The sequence below is a fragment of the Sphingopyxis witflariensis genome (assembly GCF_002205635.1).
Classification (GTDB): Bacteria; Pseudomonadota; Alphaproteobacteria; order Sphingomonadales; family Sphingomonadaceae; genus Sphingopyxis; species Sphingopyxis witflariensis.
In genome coordinates, this window is record NZ_NISJ01000001.1 from 626,648 (window position 1) to 641,251 (window position 14,604).

Annotated in this window: 16 protein-coding genes, 1 tRNA gene and 1 pseudogene; 16 read left to right on the forward strand and 2 right to left on the reverse strand. The window is 63.3% G+C overall.

Features of this window, described 5'->3' with window-relative positions; translation table 11 throughout:
* Nucleotides 1-168: 168 nt before the first annotated feature.
* On the forward strand, nucleotides 169-1,110 hold the full coding sequence (locus CDQ91_RS02945) for an alpha/beta hydrolase (RefSeq protein ID WP_088471178.1): 942 nt from the start codon (nucleotides 169-171) through the stop codon (nucleotides 1,108-1,110).
* The gene (locus CDQ91_RS02950; RefSeq protein ID WP_088471179.1) at nucleotides 1,107-1,583 is read left to right on the forward strand and encodes an RNA pyrophosphohydrolase; all 477 of its coding nucleotides are present in this window, start codon (nucleotides 1,107-1,109) and stop codon (nucleotides 1,581-1,583) included. Before CDQ91_RS02945 ends, CDQ91_RS02950 begins: the two co-directional genes overlap by 4 nt.
* On the opposite strand, the pseudogene CDQ91_RS02955 reads toward CDQ91_RS02950, so the two are convergent.
* Nucleotides 1,544-2,232, reverse strand: a pseudogene (locus CDQ91_RS02955) (uracil-DNA glycosylase). The gene CDQ91_RS02950 and the pseudogene CDQ91_RS02955 sit on opposite strands and share 40 nt — an antisense overlap.
* Before the next feature lie 23 nt (nucleotides 2,233-2,255).
* Here CDQ91_RS02955 and folK point away from each other — a divergent pair.
* Together folK and CDQ91_RS02965 are read left to right on the forward strand one after the other, a co-directional pair.
* Entirely contained in the window at nucleotides 2,256-2,792 is a 537-nt protein-coding gene (folK, locus tag CDQ91_RS02960; RefSeq protein WP_088471180.1) for a 2-amino-4-hydroxy-6-hydroxymethyldihydropteridine diphosphokinase, read from the forward strand.
* A 45-nt stretch (nucleotides 2,793-2,837) separates the two neighbouring features.
* Nucleotides 2,838-2,913 (forward strand) — tRNA-Lys (locus CDQ91_RS02965).
* Nucleotides 2,914-3,055: 142 nt separating this feature from the next.
* On the opposite strand, the gene CDQ91_RS21200 is transcribed toward CDQ91_RS02965, so the two are convergent.
* A complete protein-coding gene (locus tag CDQ91_RS21200; RefSeq protein WP_158213604.1) occupies nucleotides 3,056-3,220 on the reverse strand; it encodes a hypothetical protein in 165 nt (54 codons plus the stop codon).
* Between the two features lie 336 nt (nucleotides 3,221-3,556).
* Between CDQ91_RS21200 and CDQ91_RS02975 the strand changes: the two genes are divergently transcribed.
* The 12 genes from CDQ91_RS02975 to CDQ91_RS03030 all read left to right on the forward strand — a co-directional run bounded on the left by CDQ91_RS02975 (nucleotide 3,557) and on the right by CDQ91_RS03030 (nucleotide 14,594).
* Entirely contained in the window at nucleotides 3,557-3,886 is a 330-nt protein-coding gene (locus CDQ91_RS02975; RefSeq protein WP_088471182.1) for an ArsR/SmtB family transcription factor, read from the forward strand.
* Nucleotides 3,887-3,899: 13 nt separating this feature from the next.
* On the forward strand, nucleotides 3,900-4,328 hold the full coding sequence (arsC, locus tag CDQ91_RS02980; RefSeq protein WP_088471183.1) for an arsenate reductase (glutaredoxin): 429 nt from the start codon (nucleotides 3,900-3,902) through the stop codon (nucleotides 4,326-4,328).
* Nucleotides 4,329-4,339: 11 nt separating this feature from the next.
* The gene (arsB, locus tag CDQ91_RS02985) at nucleotides 4,340-5,404 is read left to right on the forward strand and encodes an ACR3 family arsenite efflux transporter (protein WP_088471184.1); all 1,065 of its coding nucleotides are present in this window, start codon (nucleotides 4,340-4,342) and stop codon (nucleotides 5,402-5,404) included.
* A 5-nt stretch (nucleotides 5,405-5,409) separates the two neighbouring features.
* Nucleotides 5,410-6,165 (forward strand): arsenical resistance protein ArsH, encoded by a 756-nt coding sequence (arsH, locus tag CDQ91_RS02990; protein ID WP_088471427.1) that lies wholly within the window; start codon nucleotides 5,410-5,412, stop codon nucleotides 6,163-6,165.
* Between the two features lie 442 nt (nucleotides 6,166-6,607).
* Nucleotides 6,608-6,958, forward strand: coding sequence for a hypothetical protein (locus CDQ91_RS02995; protein WP_088471185.1), 351 nt, complete (start codon nucleotides 6,608-6,610; stop codon nucleotides 6,956-6,958).
* A gap of 9 nt (nucleotides 6,959-6,967) precedes the next feature.
* Nucleotides 6,968-7,486, forward strand: coding sequence for a hypothetical protein (locus CDQ91_RS03000; protein ID WP_088471186.1), 519 nt, complete (start codon nucleotides 6,968-6,970; stop codon nucleotides 7,484-7,486).
* A 209-nt stretch (nucleotides 7,487-7,695) separates the two neighbouring features.
* Entirely contained in the window at nucleotides 7,696-8,598 is a 903-nt protein-coding gene (locus CDQ91_RS03005; RefSeq protein WP_088471187.1) for a LysR family transcriptional regulator, read from the forward strand.
* An 88-nt stretch (nucleotides 8,599-8,686) separates the two neighbouring features.
* Complete coding sequence (locus CDQ91_RS03010; protein WP_088471428.1) at nucleotides 8,687-9,154, forward strand: formate dehydrogenase subunit gamma; 468 nt, start codon at nucleotides 8,687-8,689, stop codon at nucleotides 9,152-9,154.
* Nucleotides 9,151-10,725: an NADH-ubiquinone oxidoreductase-F iron-sulfur binding region domain-containing protein gene (locus CDQ91_RS03015; RefSeq protein ID WP_088471188.1), complete on the forward strand. Its 1,575-nt coding sequence runs from the start codon at nucleotides 9,151-9,153 to the stop codon at nucleotides 10,723-10,725. Before CDQ91_RS03010 ends, CDQ91_RS03015 begins: the two co-directional genes overlap by 4 nt.
* A 4-nt stretch (nucleotides 10,726-10,729) precedes the next feature.
* Nucleotides 10,730-13,576 carry a formate dehydrogenase subunit alpha gene (gene fdhF, locus CDQ91_RS03020; protein ID WP_088471189.1) on the forward strand — a complete coding sequence of 949 codons (2,847 nt, stop codon included), beginning with the start codon at nucleotides 10,730-10,732 and terminating at the stop codon, nucleotides 13,574-13,576.
* Nucleotides 13,576-13,821 (forward strand): formate dehydrogenase subunit delta, encoded by a 246-nt coding sequence (locus tag CDQ91_RS03025; RefSeq protein ID WP_088471190.1) that lies wholly within the window; start codon nucleotides 13,576-13,578, stop codon nucleotides 13,819-13,821. The genes fdhF and CDQ91_RS03025 overlap by 1 nt, the downstream gene beginning before the upstream one ends.
* Entirely contained in the window at nucleotides 13,818-14,594 is a 777-nt protein-coding gene (locus CDQ91_RS03030) for a formate dehydrogenase accessory sulfurtransferase FdhD (RefSeq protein ID WP_088471191.1), read from the forward strand. The genes CDQ91_RS03025 and CDQ91_RS03030 overlap by 4 nt, the downstream gene beginning before the upstream one ends.
* Nucleotides 14,595-14,604: the final 10 nt, after the last annotated feature.

Below are 14,604 nucleotides of genomic sequence, written 5' to 3' on the forward strand. Positions count from 1 at the left end.
ATATTTGCCGACCTGTGATATGGGCCTAGGCCCCTCTGCGCCAAGCCGCAATTCAGAAAAAATTGTGCGCCGCAAAGCGCAAGCGCGCGGTCGGTTTCAATTCGCCATTGAATATTCACCGCCGATGCCGAATAGCTGCATCCCAACATAGAGCGAGGGATCAGCAGGATGACCGACGGCACGACCCATTATACCCGCCCCGATGTCGCGGGTTTTCTGGCTTTCCTGAACGCACAGGACGGCCCGAAGATGGAGGAACTGCCGCCCGAAGCGGCGCGCGAAATGTTCCGCGTGATGGGCCAGATGGCCGATGTTCCGCGCGGCGAGATCGCGCAGGTCGAGGACCGCACGATCCCCGGCCCCGCGGGCGATATTCCGATCCGCATCTATGACAATCGCCCGACCCGCGAGCCCGGGCCGGTCATGGTCTTCTATCATGGCGGCGGCTGGGTGATCGGCGATCTGAACACCCATGATCCCTATTGTGCCGAGGCGGCGCGCCTGCTCGACATGCCGGTGGTCGCCGTCGATTATCGCCTTGCCCCCGAGCACCCCTTCCCCGCCGCACCCGAGGATTGCGAAGCCGCAACACGCTGGGTCGCCGACAATATCCCGTGCACCGGGCTGGTCCTGTCGGGCGAAAGCGCCGGCGGCAATCTGACCATCGCCACCGCATTGACGCTGCGGGACAGGCCAGCGTCGAAGCCGGTGATCGCGATCCACCCCATCTATCCCGCAGTCACGACGCACAATGAATGGCAAAGCTATCGCGATTTCGGCGAAGGCCATCTGCTGACCGAGGGCAGCATGACCTGGTTCGGCGACCAATATGCTCCCGATCCGACCGACTATCGCGCGTCGCCGATCGATTTCCCCGCCGAAGGGCTGCCGCCGACCTTGCTCGTCACCGCCGGACTCGACCCGCTGCGCGATCAGGGGCGCGCCTATGCCGCAAAACTGATCGAGGCTGGCGTGCCGACGACCTATCGCGAGGCGAAAGGCAGCATCCACGGCTATATCAACCTGGCACAGGCGATCCCCAGTGCGCAGGCCGATATCCGCGGCGCGTTGACTACGCTCAAGGCGATCGTCGCCGAAGCCAGCGCATGACCGACCATAGCGCCCTTCCCTATCGCCCCTGTGCCGGGGTGATGCTGGCGAACCGCGAGGGCCGCATCTTCGTCGGCCAGCGCTTCGATACGTCGAGCGAGGCCTGGCAGATGCCGCAGGGCGGGATCGATCCCGGTGAAGATGCCGAAATGGCGGCGATCCGCGAATTGGGCGAGGAAACCGGCGTCCACGGCGGACTGGTCGAAATCATCGCGCGCAGCCGCGAAGAATATTTCTATGACCTGCCCGACGAACTGATTGGCAAGATGTGGGGCGGAAAATATCGCGGCCAGCGCCAATACTGGTTCCTGATGCGTTTCATGGGGCAGGACAGCGACATCAATATTCACACCAAGCATCAGGAATTTCGCGCCTGGCGTTGGTCGGAGCTGGACGAGATCGAGAAATTGATCGTCCCGTTCAAGCGCGTACTTTACCGCGGATTGATCGAGGAGTTCGGGCCGCTGGTCTGATCCTTCAGCGCCAGCGCGGTGCGAAAGACATTAGCGAACATCGCGGGCGTCAGTCGCCCGGTGTTCGTGTTGTAGCGCGAGCAATGATAGCTATCGACCAGATACCGCCCGTCGGACAGCGCATGCGCCGCGCCGTGCGCGAAGGGGTGCCCAGCAAGTCGCTCGCCAGCAGCGCGTAGTGCGGCGTCGTGCGCGATGCGGCCAAGGGCGATGATTACCCGCACCTTCGGTAACGCCGCGAGTTGCGCCTCGAAGAAGGGCCGACAGGCAGCAATCTCCTGCGGTGTCGGCTTGTTCTGCGGCGGCAGGCATTTGACGCTGTTGACGATGATTGCACCGACAAGCGCCAACCCATCGTCGATCCGGGCATCATAATATCCGCTGCTGAGCCCAAATTCGGCGAGCGTTGTGAACAGCAGGTCGCCGGCATAGTCGCCCGTAAAGGGGCGCCCCGTGCAGTTCGCACCATGTTTTCCGGGTGCAAGGCCCGCAAAGGCAGCCATGCTTCCGGATCGCCAAAGGCATGGACCGGCGCGTTCCACCAATCGGGATGCGCAGCCCGGCACTCGGCGCGCAGCTGGACGAGTCGCGGGCAGCGCGCGCAATCGCGCGGCGGTTCGGTGCCGGGCAAGGGGCTACCAATCTCCATCATGCTGCGATAGGCGCTGCGGCATGCGCGACGCAACGCCCTCCCCCGTCCTTCCTCTGCCGCTTTACGCGATCGGCCTCGGTTCCAATCGCCGCCATGTCCTTCATGGCGATCCGCGACAGGTGTTGATGGCTGCGCTGAGCGCGCTCGAAAGCGAAGACATTGAACCGATTGACGCAAGCCCGATCATCGCGAGCGCCCCGATCGGTCCGTCGCGGCGCCGATATGCGAATGCGGTGGCGCTCGTCGCCTCACCGCTCAGCCCGCCCGAAATGCTGGACCGGCTGCAGGCGATCGAATCAACCTTCGGGCGACGAACCGGCCAGCGCTGGAGCGCCCGCACGCTCGACCTTGATATCCTGTTGTGGTCGGGCGGCACATGGGCCGATGCGACGCTCACGATTCCGCATCCGGCCATGACCGAACGGCGCTTCGTCCTCGACCCGTTGACGACGATCGCGCCGAATTGGCGTCATCCGGTCACCGCCCGCACGATCCGCCAACTCGCAACGCAAATTACGCGTTCCAAGCCGGTTGACCAAAGCGCATCATCGCTCTAGGGCGACCGCTCACTTCGCGCACCGACCGTTGTCGGAACCGCGTTGGGGCCCTTAGCTCAGTCGGTAGAGCAACTGACTTTTAATCAGTAGGTCGCTGGTTCGAACCCAGCAGGGCTCACCATATATTTTCTGCCATTTTTTTTGCCGATATTGAGCGGCGCATATTTTACCGAAACCCTGCAAAATAGACATATGGTCAGGACCGTGCGCGAAGCCGGAGACTGATGCATTGTCGTCCCCGCGCCGATACCCGCTCGCCCATGTCAGACGACAACGCCCCTGCCCAGAGCGCGCTCTATCTCTTGGCGCACGCCTTGCTTCAGATGCGTGTCGTTGAGCCCGACGATCTGGTTGAAGCGGCACGCGCTGTCGAGCGTGAGGGCGCGCGCGACGATCCGTACAATAAGGATTGGGATGGGTTCGCACATTCGCTGCGCCTGGCTGCGCGCGATCTGGATGCCCAGGAAGCAAGGCCTAAGCTGGGGGTGATCGACGGGGGAAAGGCATGACGGGCCAAAAAAGCCTGCTTGACCTGATCAGCGATGCCGGCAGCAACCTGCGCAGTGTCGAAGGTGTAATCCGCCGTCGAGGGACGACGACGAGCGCCCGCTAGAACCTCATTCCCGCTTCAGTTCATATCTTTGGCCAACTGCAGTTGGGCACTTTTGGCGGGAAGGCAAACGAGAACAGCCGCAATCAACTCAACGCATCGCATTTTTCCGATAGGTATTGACGCACATCCACCCATCGGATAGTTCCGATGGATGATCATCGATAACGCTCTGTCCGCGCTTGCCGCGCTGGCACACCCCACACGCCTCGAGGCCTTCCGCCTGCTGGTTCAACATGAACCGAATGGGCTGTCGACCGGCCAGCTCGTCGAAGCCTCAGGGCTGACGCAGAGCACATTTTCCACCCACCTTGCGGTTCTTGCCAAAGCAGGACTGGTGAAATCTGAAAAGCGCGGACGCCAGTTCATCCAGCGCGCCGAGATCGACGCGCTCAAGGGCCTGATGCTCTTCCTCGCCAAAGACTGTTGCCAAGGGCGGCCGGAGCTGTGCGAGCCACTGCTCGCCGAACTCGCCTGCTGCTGACGAGAGGCCAACCATGATCGACATTATCATCTATCATAATCCCGATTGCGGAACGTCCCGCAACGCGCTCGCGATGATCCGCAACGCCGGTATCGAACCCCATGTCGTCGAGTATCTGAAGACACCACCGGCACGACATTTGCTCGAACAGCTGATCGAACGCGCCGGCATCACCCCGCGCGACCTCCTCCGCGAAAAGGGAACGCCCTATGCCGATCTTGGCCTCGGCGATCCCAGCCTCGACGACGCCGCACTCATCGACGCGATGATGGCGCATCCGATCCTTATCAACCGCCCGCTCGTCGTCTCTCCGCTCGGCGTAAGGCTCTGCCGTCCTTCGGAAGAGGTGCTCGACCTCCTTCCAGCGCCGCAGCGCAGCGCCTTCGCCAAGGAAGACGGCGAACAGGTGATCGATGACGCCGGCAATCGTCTTGGCGCCTGAGGAGAGATTCGATGACGCAACCGAAGCCGGAGCGCCTTTCGTTTCTTGACCGCTATCTGACCCTGTGGATCTTCCTCGCAATGGTGCTGGGCGTGTTGCTCGGCTCGACCTTCGCAGGACTTCCCGCCGCAATCGACAGCCTCTCTTGGGGGTCGACCAACATCCCGATCGCGATCGGCCTGATCCTGATGATGTACCCGCCGCTCGCGCGCGTTCGCTACGAGGAACTCCCACGAGTCTTCGAGGACAAGCGCGTTCTCGCTATCTCGCTGATCCAGAACTGGATCATAGGGCCGGTGCTGATGTTCGCGCTCGCGGTGATTTTCCTCTCGGACAGGCCCGAATATATGACGGGCCTGATCCTCATCGGCCTCGCGCGCTGCATCGCGATGGTGATCGTCTGGAACCAGCTTGCAAAGGGCGACAATCAATATGTCGCCGCGCTCGTCGCGTTCAACTCGATCTTCCAGATCCTGTTCTTCAGCGTCTATGCCTGGTTCTTTCTGACTGTGCTGCCGCCCCTCTTCGGGCTCGAGAGCAGCGTCATCGACGTTAGCTTCTGGACCGTTGCCGAGGCGGTGCTGATCTATCTCGGCATCCCGTTCCTCGCTGGTTTCCTCACCCGCAAATGGCTCGCCGGTGCCAAGGGCAACGAATGGTACGAGACGCGCTTCCTGCCAACAATCGCGCCGATAACGCTGGCCGCCTTGCTCTTCACGATCGTCGCGATGTTCAGCCTGAAGGGGAGCGAGATCGTCACGATTCCAGGCGATGTCGTTCGGATCGCGATCCCGCTTACCATCTATTTTGTCGTCCAGTTTGTAATCAGCTTCTGGATGGGCAAGCTGATCGAAGCCGATTATCCGCGCACGACCGCCGTCGCCTTCACCGCGGCGGGCAATAATTTCGAGCTGGCGATCGCCGTCGCGATTGCCGCTTTCGGACTTGCGTCCCCCGTCGCCTTCGCTGCCGTCATCGGTCCGCTTGTCGAGGTGCCGGTGCTGATTCTGCTGGTCAGCGTCGCCTTATGGCTTGGCCGCCGCTGGTTTCCAGCCACTACTCCCGCGAAAGATTGAACATCATGTCCGCCACGACCTTCTCCCGCTTGCGCACGCTCGCCGACCCGAACCATCTTCCAGCGCTGAATCCCGAATATATCCGGTCGCAGCCAGCGCTCGGTCTTGGCCCGCTCGATCCGGCGCCGCGTATCCTCCTGCTTTACGGGTCCTTACGCGAACGCTCCTATTCGCGGCTCGTCGTCGAGGAGGCGGCGCGGCTGCTACAGCTCTTCGGCTGCGAGACGCGCATCTTCGATCCGTCCGACCTGCCCCTTCCCGACTTGATCGCCGACGATGACCATCCGGCGGTCGAGGAACTGCGCCAGCATTCGCTCTGGTCGGAGGGCCAGGTCTGGTGCAGCCCCGAGCGGCATGGCCAGATCACCGGAATCATGAAAGCGCAGATCGATCATCTGCCGCTCGCCTATAAGGGCCTTCGCCCCACGCAAGGCCGCACGCTTGCGGTTATGCAGGTGTCAGCGGGATCGCAATCGTTCAACAGCGTGAACACGCTGCGCATCCTCGGCCGCTGGATGCGGATGATCACCATCCCCAATCAGTCGAGCGTCGCCAAGGCCTATGCCGAGTTCGACGAGGCTGGCCGCATGCTGTCATCCAGCTATTATGATCGCATCGTCGATGTCGCCGAGGAGCTCGTGCGCTTCACGGTGCTGACGCGGGGCCATGCCGACCAGCTCGTCGATCGCTATTCCGAGCGTAAGGATCGCGATGAACTCGTCGTGACGCCGGCGCAGCTTGCGGAATTGCCAGGAGCCTAGCGACAACAGGGAACCGCGAATGTGCTACTTCTGGGTCAAGGGATCGCCCTGCCTGAACCGGATCAGGAGTTCGCCCTCGAAGACAAGTGTCGTTCGCACGCTCATCTTCGGACCCCACCCAGAAGCCGAACCCGGCGCCCTCCCCGATTGGGCTCGCACCCGTCACGCTCTGAATAAGGCCTAAACGTCTGTTGATAACGGCGAGGTCGCGGCCGTTTCGTTGTGCCTCAGCAGACAGCTTCGTTCTCCGCCGCGCGCCCTTATTGATGGCACGGCGATCACCGCAGGAAATGCGGCGTTAAAACTGGCCGCATGATGCCCGGTCACCTTCCTTCCACCAGAATCAGTATTCAGACGACAATCATCGCTCCTCTTTCATACTGGGCATAGTTTATTGACCGTCCGACCGATTAATGATAGCCGATCGTTCTGGGGGCGAAGCATGCATATCATCGAACTGCAAAACGGCGGGGCACCGGATCGCGGCGCTAGCGAGCGGATGAAGCTGGCCGACAGCTTCATCGGACCCGAAGACTGCGCGCCCAACGCATATCTCCGCGCACTGATCCGCCCCATTTCGTTGCAGGCACTTAACGGCATGCACGGCACGTATCGGCGGATGACCAACGCGCCGCAAACTCGCGAACACAAGTCCATCGACGACGTCGTGGCGGCCAACGGTCCCCAAGATGCGGACATGGCGCTCAAACCGTCCTGGCTCCACCGATACGGAACCCGGCGTTGTGACCGGGCCGGATTCCGCACCACCCCCTCCACCTCACTGCAAATATAGGGACGTTAAATGATCAGCCATATCTATCGATCCGCCAGCCTGATTGCCGTTTCGGCGGCTCTGGCCGTCAACCCTGCCCTTGCGGCCAATCTGAACTGGAATGGCACGACCGTGGATTGGGGCGATGGCACGAACTGGGGCGGAACCGCGCCCACCTCGATCGACAATGTCCGGATCACCGAGCAGGGAAATGATCCGGTGCTGGACGGCACGGCGGGCGTGGCCGGGACGATCAATATCAGCAGCAATGCCGGCAACGGCAGCGCCATCGAACCTCTCTTGACCCTGAGGAACGGTGCGACGATGACCAGCGGCTCGACCGTCCTGGGACTCAGTGTCGACCAGCAAGGCGCAGCCAATGTGTCCGGCGCGACGACACGCTGGACAAGCACTGACTTCAATGTTGGTAATGGCGGTTCCGGTACGCTGACCCTGTTCGATAGCGCGACGATCAATACGGGCAGTTTGGCAATCGGCGGCACATCCGGCGCATCGGGGATTGTCACGGTCGCCACTCTCGGCAAATAATGCGCTTCCGCAACCATCTTCGTCGGCCTGAACAAACATTGTTCGGGCCGACACCATATCCGGGCCTTGCTTCTGCGGAGTCGAATCGTGCGATCGTGAGCCGAATGGCCAGCGCCTCGCCAGCAGCCCGCCGCACTGCTGCGGCCAGATAGACGTCGGCCTCCCGCGCCTCTATGCCCACAACGAACCGGCGCTGAGGGAGAAATATCGTGCAAACTCGGCTCGTAGAATATTTTCTCGCGCTGCACCGCGAAAAGCATTTCGGTCGGGCGGCAGCGAGCTGCCATGTTTCGCAGCCGACGCTCTCGGCGGGGATTGCGACCCTGGAGGCGCAACTCGGCAAACGGCTGATCGCACGCGACAGGAAATATGCCGGATTGACGCCGGAAGGCGAAGCCATCCTGCCGTGGGCGCGGCAATTGGTAGCCGCCGCCGACGCGCTCGAACAGGTCGCGGGCACCGCGCACGGCCCGCTCAAGGGCGAACTCCGGCTCGGCGCGATCCCGGCGTCGATGCCCGCGACGGGTTTTCTGGTCGAAGCAATCCGTGCGCGTTTCCCGGATCTGAATGTTCAGCTCCGCGCCCTCACGTCGCGCCAGATCGAGCGTGAACTTGCGGCGTTCGAACTCGACGCCGGTATCACCTATCTCGATTTCGAGCCGCCCGCCCATGCGCTGGCGGTTCCGCTCTACAGCGAACGCAGCCGACTGGTGAGCGCGAAGGACGGGATCGCGGTGCCCGAGCGGCCCGATTGGCACGAGCTCGCGGCGCTGCCGATGTGCCTGCTGCACCAGGGTATGCAGAACCGCCGCATCCTCGACGCGCGGCTCGCAGCGCTCGGGCTTGCGCTGCGACCAATCGTCACCGCCGATAGCTATATCGCGCTGCTCGCGATCGTGCGGCAAGGGCAACTCTGCTCGATCATGCCCGACAATCACGCGCTTCTGCTGCAGGGGCTCGACTGGGCCCGGATCACCCCTCTCCCCGAGACGGGCGATGCAAACCGGGTTGGTGTGATCGTGTCCGACCGCGCCCCGATGAGCCCGCTCGCGCAAAGCGTACTCGGCGTCGCACGCGACTTGCGCCTGCCCGAAGGCTATCGCGTCGATTGATAGGCAATATCTATCAAGCATCGAACAGATCGATTTGACCTGCGGATGGTTGAGCGCCACTGCCATTCTTCGGCAAAGGATGGCGTTCATGGGATCGGATGAAGCAAAGGCGTTGATCGACGCCTGGGTCGGCCGCGAAGGTGCCGGGCGGGATCGGTTGTTGCCACTGCTGCACAATGTGCAGGATGCGATAGGATATATCGATGACGCACTCGTTCCGGCGATCGCGGCGGCGCTGAACCTGAGCCGCGCCGATATCCACGGTGTGCTGACCTTCTACCACGACTATCGCCGCCAGCCAGCGGGGCGCCATATCGTGAAGCTCTGCCGCGCGGAAAGCTGTCAGGCGCGCGGCGGCGCGGCGATCGAAGCCATCGCTGCTGAACGACTGGGGGTCGCGATGGGTGAGACGCGCCGCGACGGGCAAGTGACACTGGAGCCCGTCTATTGCCTCGGCCTTTGCGCGATCGGCCCCAATGCGATGGTCGACGGTCGCCCGGTCGCGCGGATCGATGCGGCGGCGCTCGACCGCATCGCCATTGAGATAGCAGCATGACTCGCGTCTTCATCAGTCGCGACATGGCATCGGTCGCGCTGGGCGCCGATGCGGTCGCGCACGCCTTTGCCGACGCGGGCTGCGAGGTTGTGCGGACCGGATCGCGCGGGCTGTTTTCGATCGAACCGCTGGTTGAGGTCGAAACAGAGGGCGGCCGTATTGGCTATGGTCCGGTGACGCCCGACGACGCAGCGCGGATATTGGGCGGCAACCACCCGAACCGGCTGGGCGACGTCGCGGCCCTCCCCTTCTTTGCCGCCCAGCAACGCTTCACCTTTGCCCGCTGCGGGATCGTCGATCCGCTGAGCCTCGCCGATTACGCCGCGCATGGCGGCTGGACCGGCCTTGATATCGCGCGCGCCGCCGAACCCCAGGCCGTCGTCGATACGCTCAAGGCCAGCGGTCTGCGAGGGCGCGGCGGCGCGGGTTTCCCGACCGGGATCAAGTGGCAGACGGTGCTCGATGCGCCCGGCGGCACCAAATATATTGTCTGCAACGCTGATGAAGGCGACAGCGGAACCTTTGCCGACCGCATGCTGATGGAAGGCGATCCCTTTTGCCTGATCGAGGGCATGGCGATCGCCGCACACGCGGTAGGGGCCACCCACGGCTATATCTATATCCGCAGCGAATATCCGTTCGCGATCCAGACGATGCGCGACGCGATCGCGCTGTCGGCGGACCGGATCGCGCCCTTCACGCTCGAAGTGCGCGCTGGCGCCGGCGCCTATGTCTGCGGCGAGGAAACCGCGTTGCTCGACAGCATCGAGGGCAAGCGCGGGCAGGTCCGCGCCAAGCCGCCCCTCCCAGCGCTCGCCGGGCTGTTCGGCAAGCCGACGGTGATCAACAATGTGCTCAGCCTCGCCGCCGTGCCCTTCATCCTCGCTGAAGGGGCGGATGCTTATGCGAAGGTCGGTTTCGGCCGTTCGCGCGGGACGATGCCCGTCCAGCTGGCGGGCGATGTGAGGCATGGCGGATTGTTCGAGGTTGGGTTCGGGATCACGCTCGGCGAACTGGTGAACGACATTGGCGGCGGCACGGCGAGCGGTCGTCCGGTACGCGCGGTACAGGTCGGCGGGCCATTGGGCGCCTATTTCCCGCCGTCGAAGTTCGATCTGCCCTTCGATTATGAAGCCTTCACGGCAGCTGGCGGGCTGATCGGCCATGCCGGGATCACCATCTTCGACGACAGCGTCGACATGGCGCATATGGCGCGCTTCGCGATGGAATTTTGCGCGGTCGAAAGCTGCGGCAAATGCACGCCGTGCCGGATCGGATCGACGCGCGGGGTCGAGATCGTCGACCGGATTATTGCTGCGCGCGAAACCGAACCCGCTCGCGCCGCCACAAATGACGGCACGCTCGGTAAGGCGCTCTATTCACGCGCACCCGACCGGATCGACGTCAGCCTCGAAGCGCAAACCACGCTTCTGCGCGACCTTTGCGATACGATGAAATATGGATCGCTTTGTGCTCTGGGCGGGTTCACACCCTATCCTGTATTGAGCGCACTCGATCATTTTCCTGAAGATTTCGGCGCCGCCGCGCCGGTCACCGAAGCAGCGGAGTAAGGACATGGGCTTCACCCGCGAAACCGACCATGGCACCCCGCCCGCCATCGCAACGGGACGCAACATCACGCTGACGATCGACGGCGAAAGCGTCACCCTGCCAGAGGGCACGTCGATCATGCGCGCGGCGTCGCTGACCGGCACTGCGATCCCGAAGCTGTGCGCGAGCGACAATCTGGAGAGCTTCGGTTCGTGCCGCCTCTGCCTCGTCGAGGTCGAAGGGCGCGCGGGCTATCCCGCCAGCTGCACGACGCCGATTGCCGAAGGCATGACGGTGCACACCCAGACCGACCGGCTGAAACAGCTGCGCCGCGGGGTGATGGAGCTTTATATCTCCGACCACCCACTCGACTGCCTGACCTGCGCCGCCAATGGCGATTGCGAATTGCAGGATCAGGCGGGCGCCGTGGGGCTTCGCGACGTGCGCTACGGCTATGACGGCGCGACCAACATGGGTCAGCCGAAGGATCAGTCGAACCCCTATTTCGATTTCGATCCGTCGAAATGCATCGTCTGCTCGCGCTGCGTCCGCGCATGCGACGAAGTGCAGGGCACATATGCGCTCACGATCGAGGGCATGGGCTTCGGATCCAAGATTGCCGCTTCGCAGAACGATGCCTTTCTTTCGTCCGAATGCGTCTCGTGCGGCGCGTGCGTGCAAGCCTGCCCGACCGCGAGCCTGATCGAGAAGAAGGTGGTCGAGACTGGCACCCCTGACCGCGCGGTCGTCACCACCTGCGCCTATTGCGGCGTCGGCTGCACCTTCCGCGCCGAGATGCGCGGCGAAGAACTGGTCCGCATGGTGCCATGGAAAGACGGCAAGGCGAACCGCGGCCACAGCTGCGTCAAGGGCCGCTTCGCCTGGGGCTATGCCCAGCATCAGGACCGCATCCTGAACCCCATGATCCGCGCGAGCGTGACCGAGCCGTGGCGCGAGGTGAGCTGGGACGAGGCCATCGCTTACACTGCCAACGAGTTTCGCCGTATTCAGGCACAATATGGCCGCCTTTCGGTTGGCGGCATCACCTCCTCACGCTGCACCAACGAGGAGACCTTCCTCGTCCAGAAGATGATTCGGCAAGGATTTGGCAACAACAATGTCGATACCTGCGCGCGCGTTTGTCACTCACCGACCGGCTATGGGTTGAAGACGACTTTCGGCACTTCGGCCGGGACGCAGGATTTCGATAGCGTGATGCACGCCGACGTCATCCTCGTCATCGGCGCCAACCCGACCGATGCGCACCCCGTCTTCGGCAGCCGGATGAAGAAAAGGCTGCGGCAGGGGGCGAAGCTGATCGTGATCGATCCACGCCAGATCGATCTGGTGAAGTCTCCGCACGTCGAGGCCGAACATCATCTGCCGCTGCGCCCCGGCACCAATGTCGCCTTGCTGACCGCGATGGCGCATGTCGTGGTGACCGAGAAGCTCTATGACGAGGCCTTCATTCGCGAGCGGTGCGACTGGGACGAGTTTCAGGACTGGGCCGATTTCGTGTCGGAGGCCGCGCGCTCACCCGAGGCGATCGAACCGCTGACCGGCGTCCGTCCGGCCGATGTCCGCGCCGCCGCGCGTCTCTATGCCACCGGCGGGAATGCCGCGATCTATTATGGCCTCGGCGTCACCGAACATAGTCAGGGATCGTCGACCGTGATGGCGATCGCCAATCTGGCTATGGCAACCGGCAATATCGGACGCGAGGGCGTCGGCGTGAACCCGCTGCGCGGCCAGAATAATGTCCAGGGCGCGTGCGACATGGGCAGCTTTCCGCACGAATTTTCGGGCTATCGCCATGTCTCCGACGATGGTGCGCGCGCGATGTTCGAAAGCGCGTGGGGCGTAAAGCTCGACCATGAACCGGGGCTGCGTATCCCCAACATGCTCGACGCCGCGACCGACGGGACGTTCAAGGGCCTCTTCATTCAGGGTGAGGATATCCTCCAGTCCGATCCCAATACGCGCCATGTCGCGGCGGGGCTTGCAGCGATGGAGTGCGTCGTCGTGCAGGACCTGTTCCTTAACGAAACCGCCAATTACGCGCATGTCTTCCTGCCGGGCTCGACCTTCCTCGAAAAGGACGGCACCTTCACCAACGCCGAACGCCGCATCCAGCGCGTGCGCAAGGTGATGGCCCCGCTCAATGGACATGCCGACTGGGAAATCGTCCAGCTCGTTGCCAATGCGCTGGGGCTCGGTTGGGACTATGCCCATCCGTCCGAAATCATGGACGAGATTGCCGCGCTGACCCCAACGTTCACAGGGGTCCATTACGACCGGCTCGACGCCGAAGGCTCGCTGCAATGGCCTGCCAATGACGCCGCCCCCGACGGTACACCGACGATGCACATCGACGGCTTCGTGCGCGGCAAGGGCAAGTTCGTCGTCACCGACTATGTCCCGACCGACGAAAAGACCGGGCCGCGCTTTCCGCTGCTGCTCACCACCGGCCGCATCCTCAGCCACTACAACGTCGGCGCGCAGACGCGGCGCACCGCGAACACCGCCTGGCACCCTGAGGACCGGCTGGAAATCCATCCGAACGACGCGGAGAATCGCGGCGTCAAGGAAGGTGACTGGGTTAGTCTGCGCAGCCGCGCCGGCGAGACGACGCTGCGCGCGCTGATCACCGAACGCGTCGCGCCGGGGGTCGTCTATACGACCTTCCACCACCCCGACACACAGGCGAATGTCATCACCACCGACTATTCGGACTGGGCCACCAATTGTCCCGAATATAAGGTGACCGCGGTGCAGGTTGGCCTCTCCAACGGCCCCTCGGACTGGCAGGAAGATTATGCAGACCATGCGCGGCAAAGCCGCCGCATTCTTCCTGTCGAAGCGGCCGAATAATGACGATAGCGCATGACGAAGACGGCGTGATGTCAACGGGCGACCGGCTCATCTATATGGCGAACCAGATTGCCCGTAACATGGCGAGCGAGGGGCGCGAGAGGGCCGAGGTGATGGTCGCCGATCATATCCGTAGCTTCTGGGATCCCGCAATGCGTGCCCGGATCGGGCAGCTCGCCGCCGAGCGCCCGGGCGCCCTGTTGCCGATCGCGGCGGCGGCGATCGCGCGGATCGCCCAGCCTTGACCGCAGTACCAACCCCGCTGTTGCGCATCGCACAAGATGGTGCGAGCGAAACCGTCGCGCGCGAGCTCGCCGAGGAAGTACCGATCGCGCTCGAGTTCAACGGCATCGGCTATGCAGTGCTGATGGCGACCCCGGCCGATCTGGAGGATCTGATCGCGGGATTTCTGCTCGCCGAGCGGCTGCAGCAACGAAGCGATTCGACCGTCGCCGTCGCACTCCACCCCGCCGAGGGCGGGATCGTCGCGCGCGCCACCCTGCCCGCCGAACAGGCGCGCGGACTGCTCGATCGCGTCCGTCACCGCGCCTCGGACTCGTCGTGCGGCCTCTGCGGGATCGAGAATATCGCACAAGCAATGCGGCCGCTGCCGCGCGTGAGCGCGGAAAGCGTGGCAAACGAAGCGGCGATATTTCATTCGCTGGGTGCACTCGGCGCCCATCAGCATCTCAACGCTCGCACTGGTGCGGTCCATGCCGCAGCGCTGGTCGCGGCCGACGGCAGCATCCGCCTCGTCCGCGAGGATGTCGGCCGCCACAATGCGTTCGACAAGCTGATCGGCGCGATGCGCCGCGCGGGGCTGGATTGGGATGGCGGCTTTGCGCTGCTCACCTCGCGCTGTTCCTATGAGCTGGTCGAGAAGGCAGCGCTTGCCGATTGCCCGATGCTGGTCACAATTTCGGCGCCGACCGCGCTGGCGATCGATCGGGCACGCGAGGCCGGGCTCCAGCTCCGCGTCCTGGCGCGACCCGACGCATTTCTTGCTGTGCAGCCGTGATTAGACGAGC

What these genes read in the sequence shown, in the direction of transcription:
- CDQ91_RS03015 (WP_088471188.1), top strand. Translation starts at nt 9,151, where the DNA reads ATGACTCGCGTCTTCATCAGTCGCGACATGGCATCGGTCGCGCTGGGC.
- arsH (WP_088471427.1), top strand. Translation starts at nt 5,410, where the DNA reads ATGTCCGCCACGACCTTCTCCCGCTTGCGCACGCTCGCCGACCCGAAC.
- CDQ91_RS03010 (WP_088471428.1), top strand. Translation starts at nt 8,687, where the DNA reads ATGGGATCGGATGAAGCAAAGGCGTTGATCGACGCCTGGGTCGGCCGC.
- arsB (WP_088471184.1), top strand. Translation starts at nt 4,340, where the DNA reads ATGACGCAACCGAAGCCGGAGCGCCTTTCGTTTCTTGACCGCTATCTG.
- CDQ91_RS03025 (WP_088471190.1), top strand. Translation starts at nt 13,576, where the DNA reads ATGACGATAGCGCATGACGAAGACGGCGTGATGTCAACGGGCGACCGG.
- arsC (WP_088471183.1), top strand. Translation starts at nt 3,900, where the DNA reads ATGATCGACATTATCATCTATCATAATCCCGATTGCGGAACGTCCCGC.
- fdhF (WP_088471189.1), top strand. Translation starts at nt 10,730, where the DNA reads ATGGGCTTCACCCGCGAAACCGACCATGGCACCCCGCCCGCCATCGCA.
- CDQ91_RS03000 (WP_088471186.1), top strand. Translation starts at nt 6,968, where the DNA reads ATGATCAGCCATATCTATCGATCCGCCAGCCTGATTGCCGTTTCGGCG.
- folK (WP_088471180.1), top strand. Translation starts at nt 2,256, where the DNA reads ATGCGCGACGCAACGCCCTCCCCCGTCCTTCCTCTGCCGCTTTACGCG.
- CDQ91_RS02945 (WP_088471178.1), top strand. Translation starts at nt 169, where the DNA reads ATGACCGACGGCACGACCCATTATACCCGCCCCGATGTCGCGGGTTTT.
- CDQ91_RS21200 (WP_158213604.1), bottom strand. Translation starts at nt 3,220, where the DNA reads ATGTGCGAACCCATCCCAATCCTTATTGTACGGATCGTCGCGCGCGCC.
- CDQ91_RS02950 (WP_088471179.1), top strand. Translation starts at nt 1,107, where the DNA reads ATGACCGACCATAGCGCCCTTCCCTATCGCCCCTGTGCCGGGGTGATG.
- CDQ91_RS02975 (WP_088471182.1), top strand. Translation starts at nt 3,557, where the DNA reads ATGATCATCGATAACGCTCTGTCCGCGCTTGCCGCGCTGGCACACCCC.
- CDQ91_RS02995 (WP_088471185.1), top strand. Translation starts at nt 6,608, where the DNA reads ATGCATATCATCGAACTGCAAAACGGCGGGGCACCGGATCGCGGCGCT.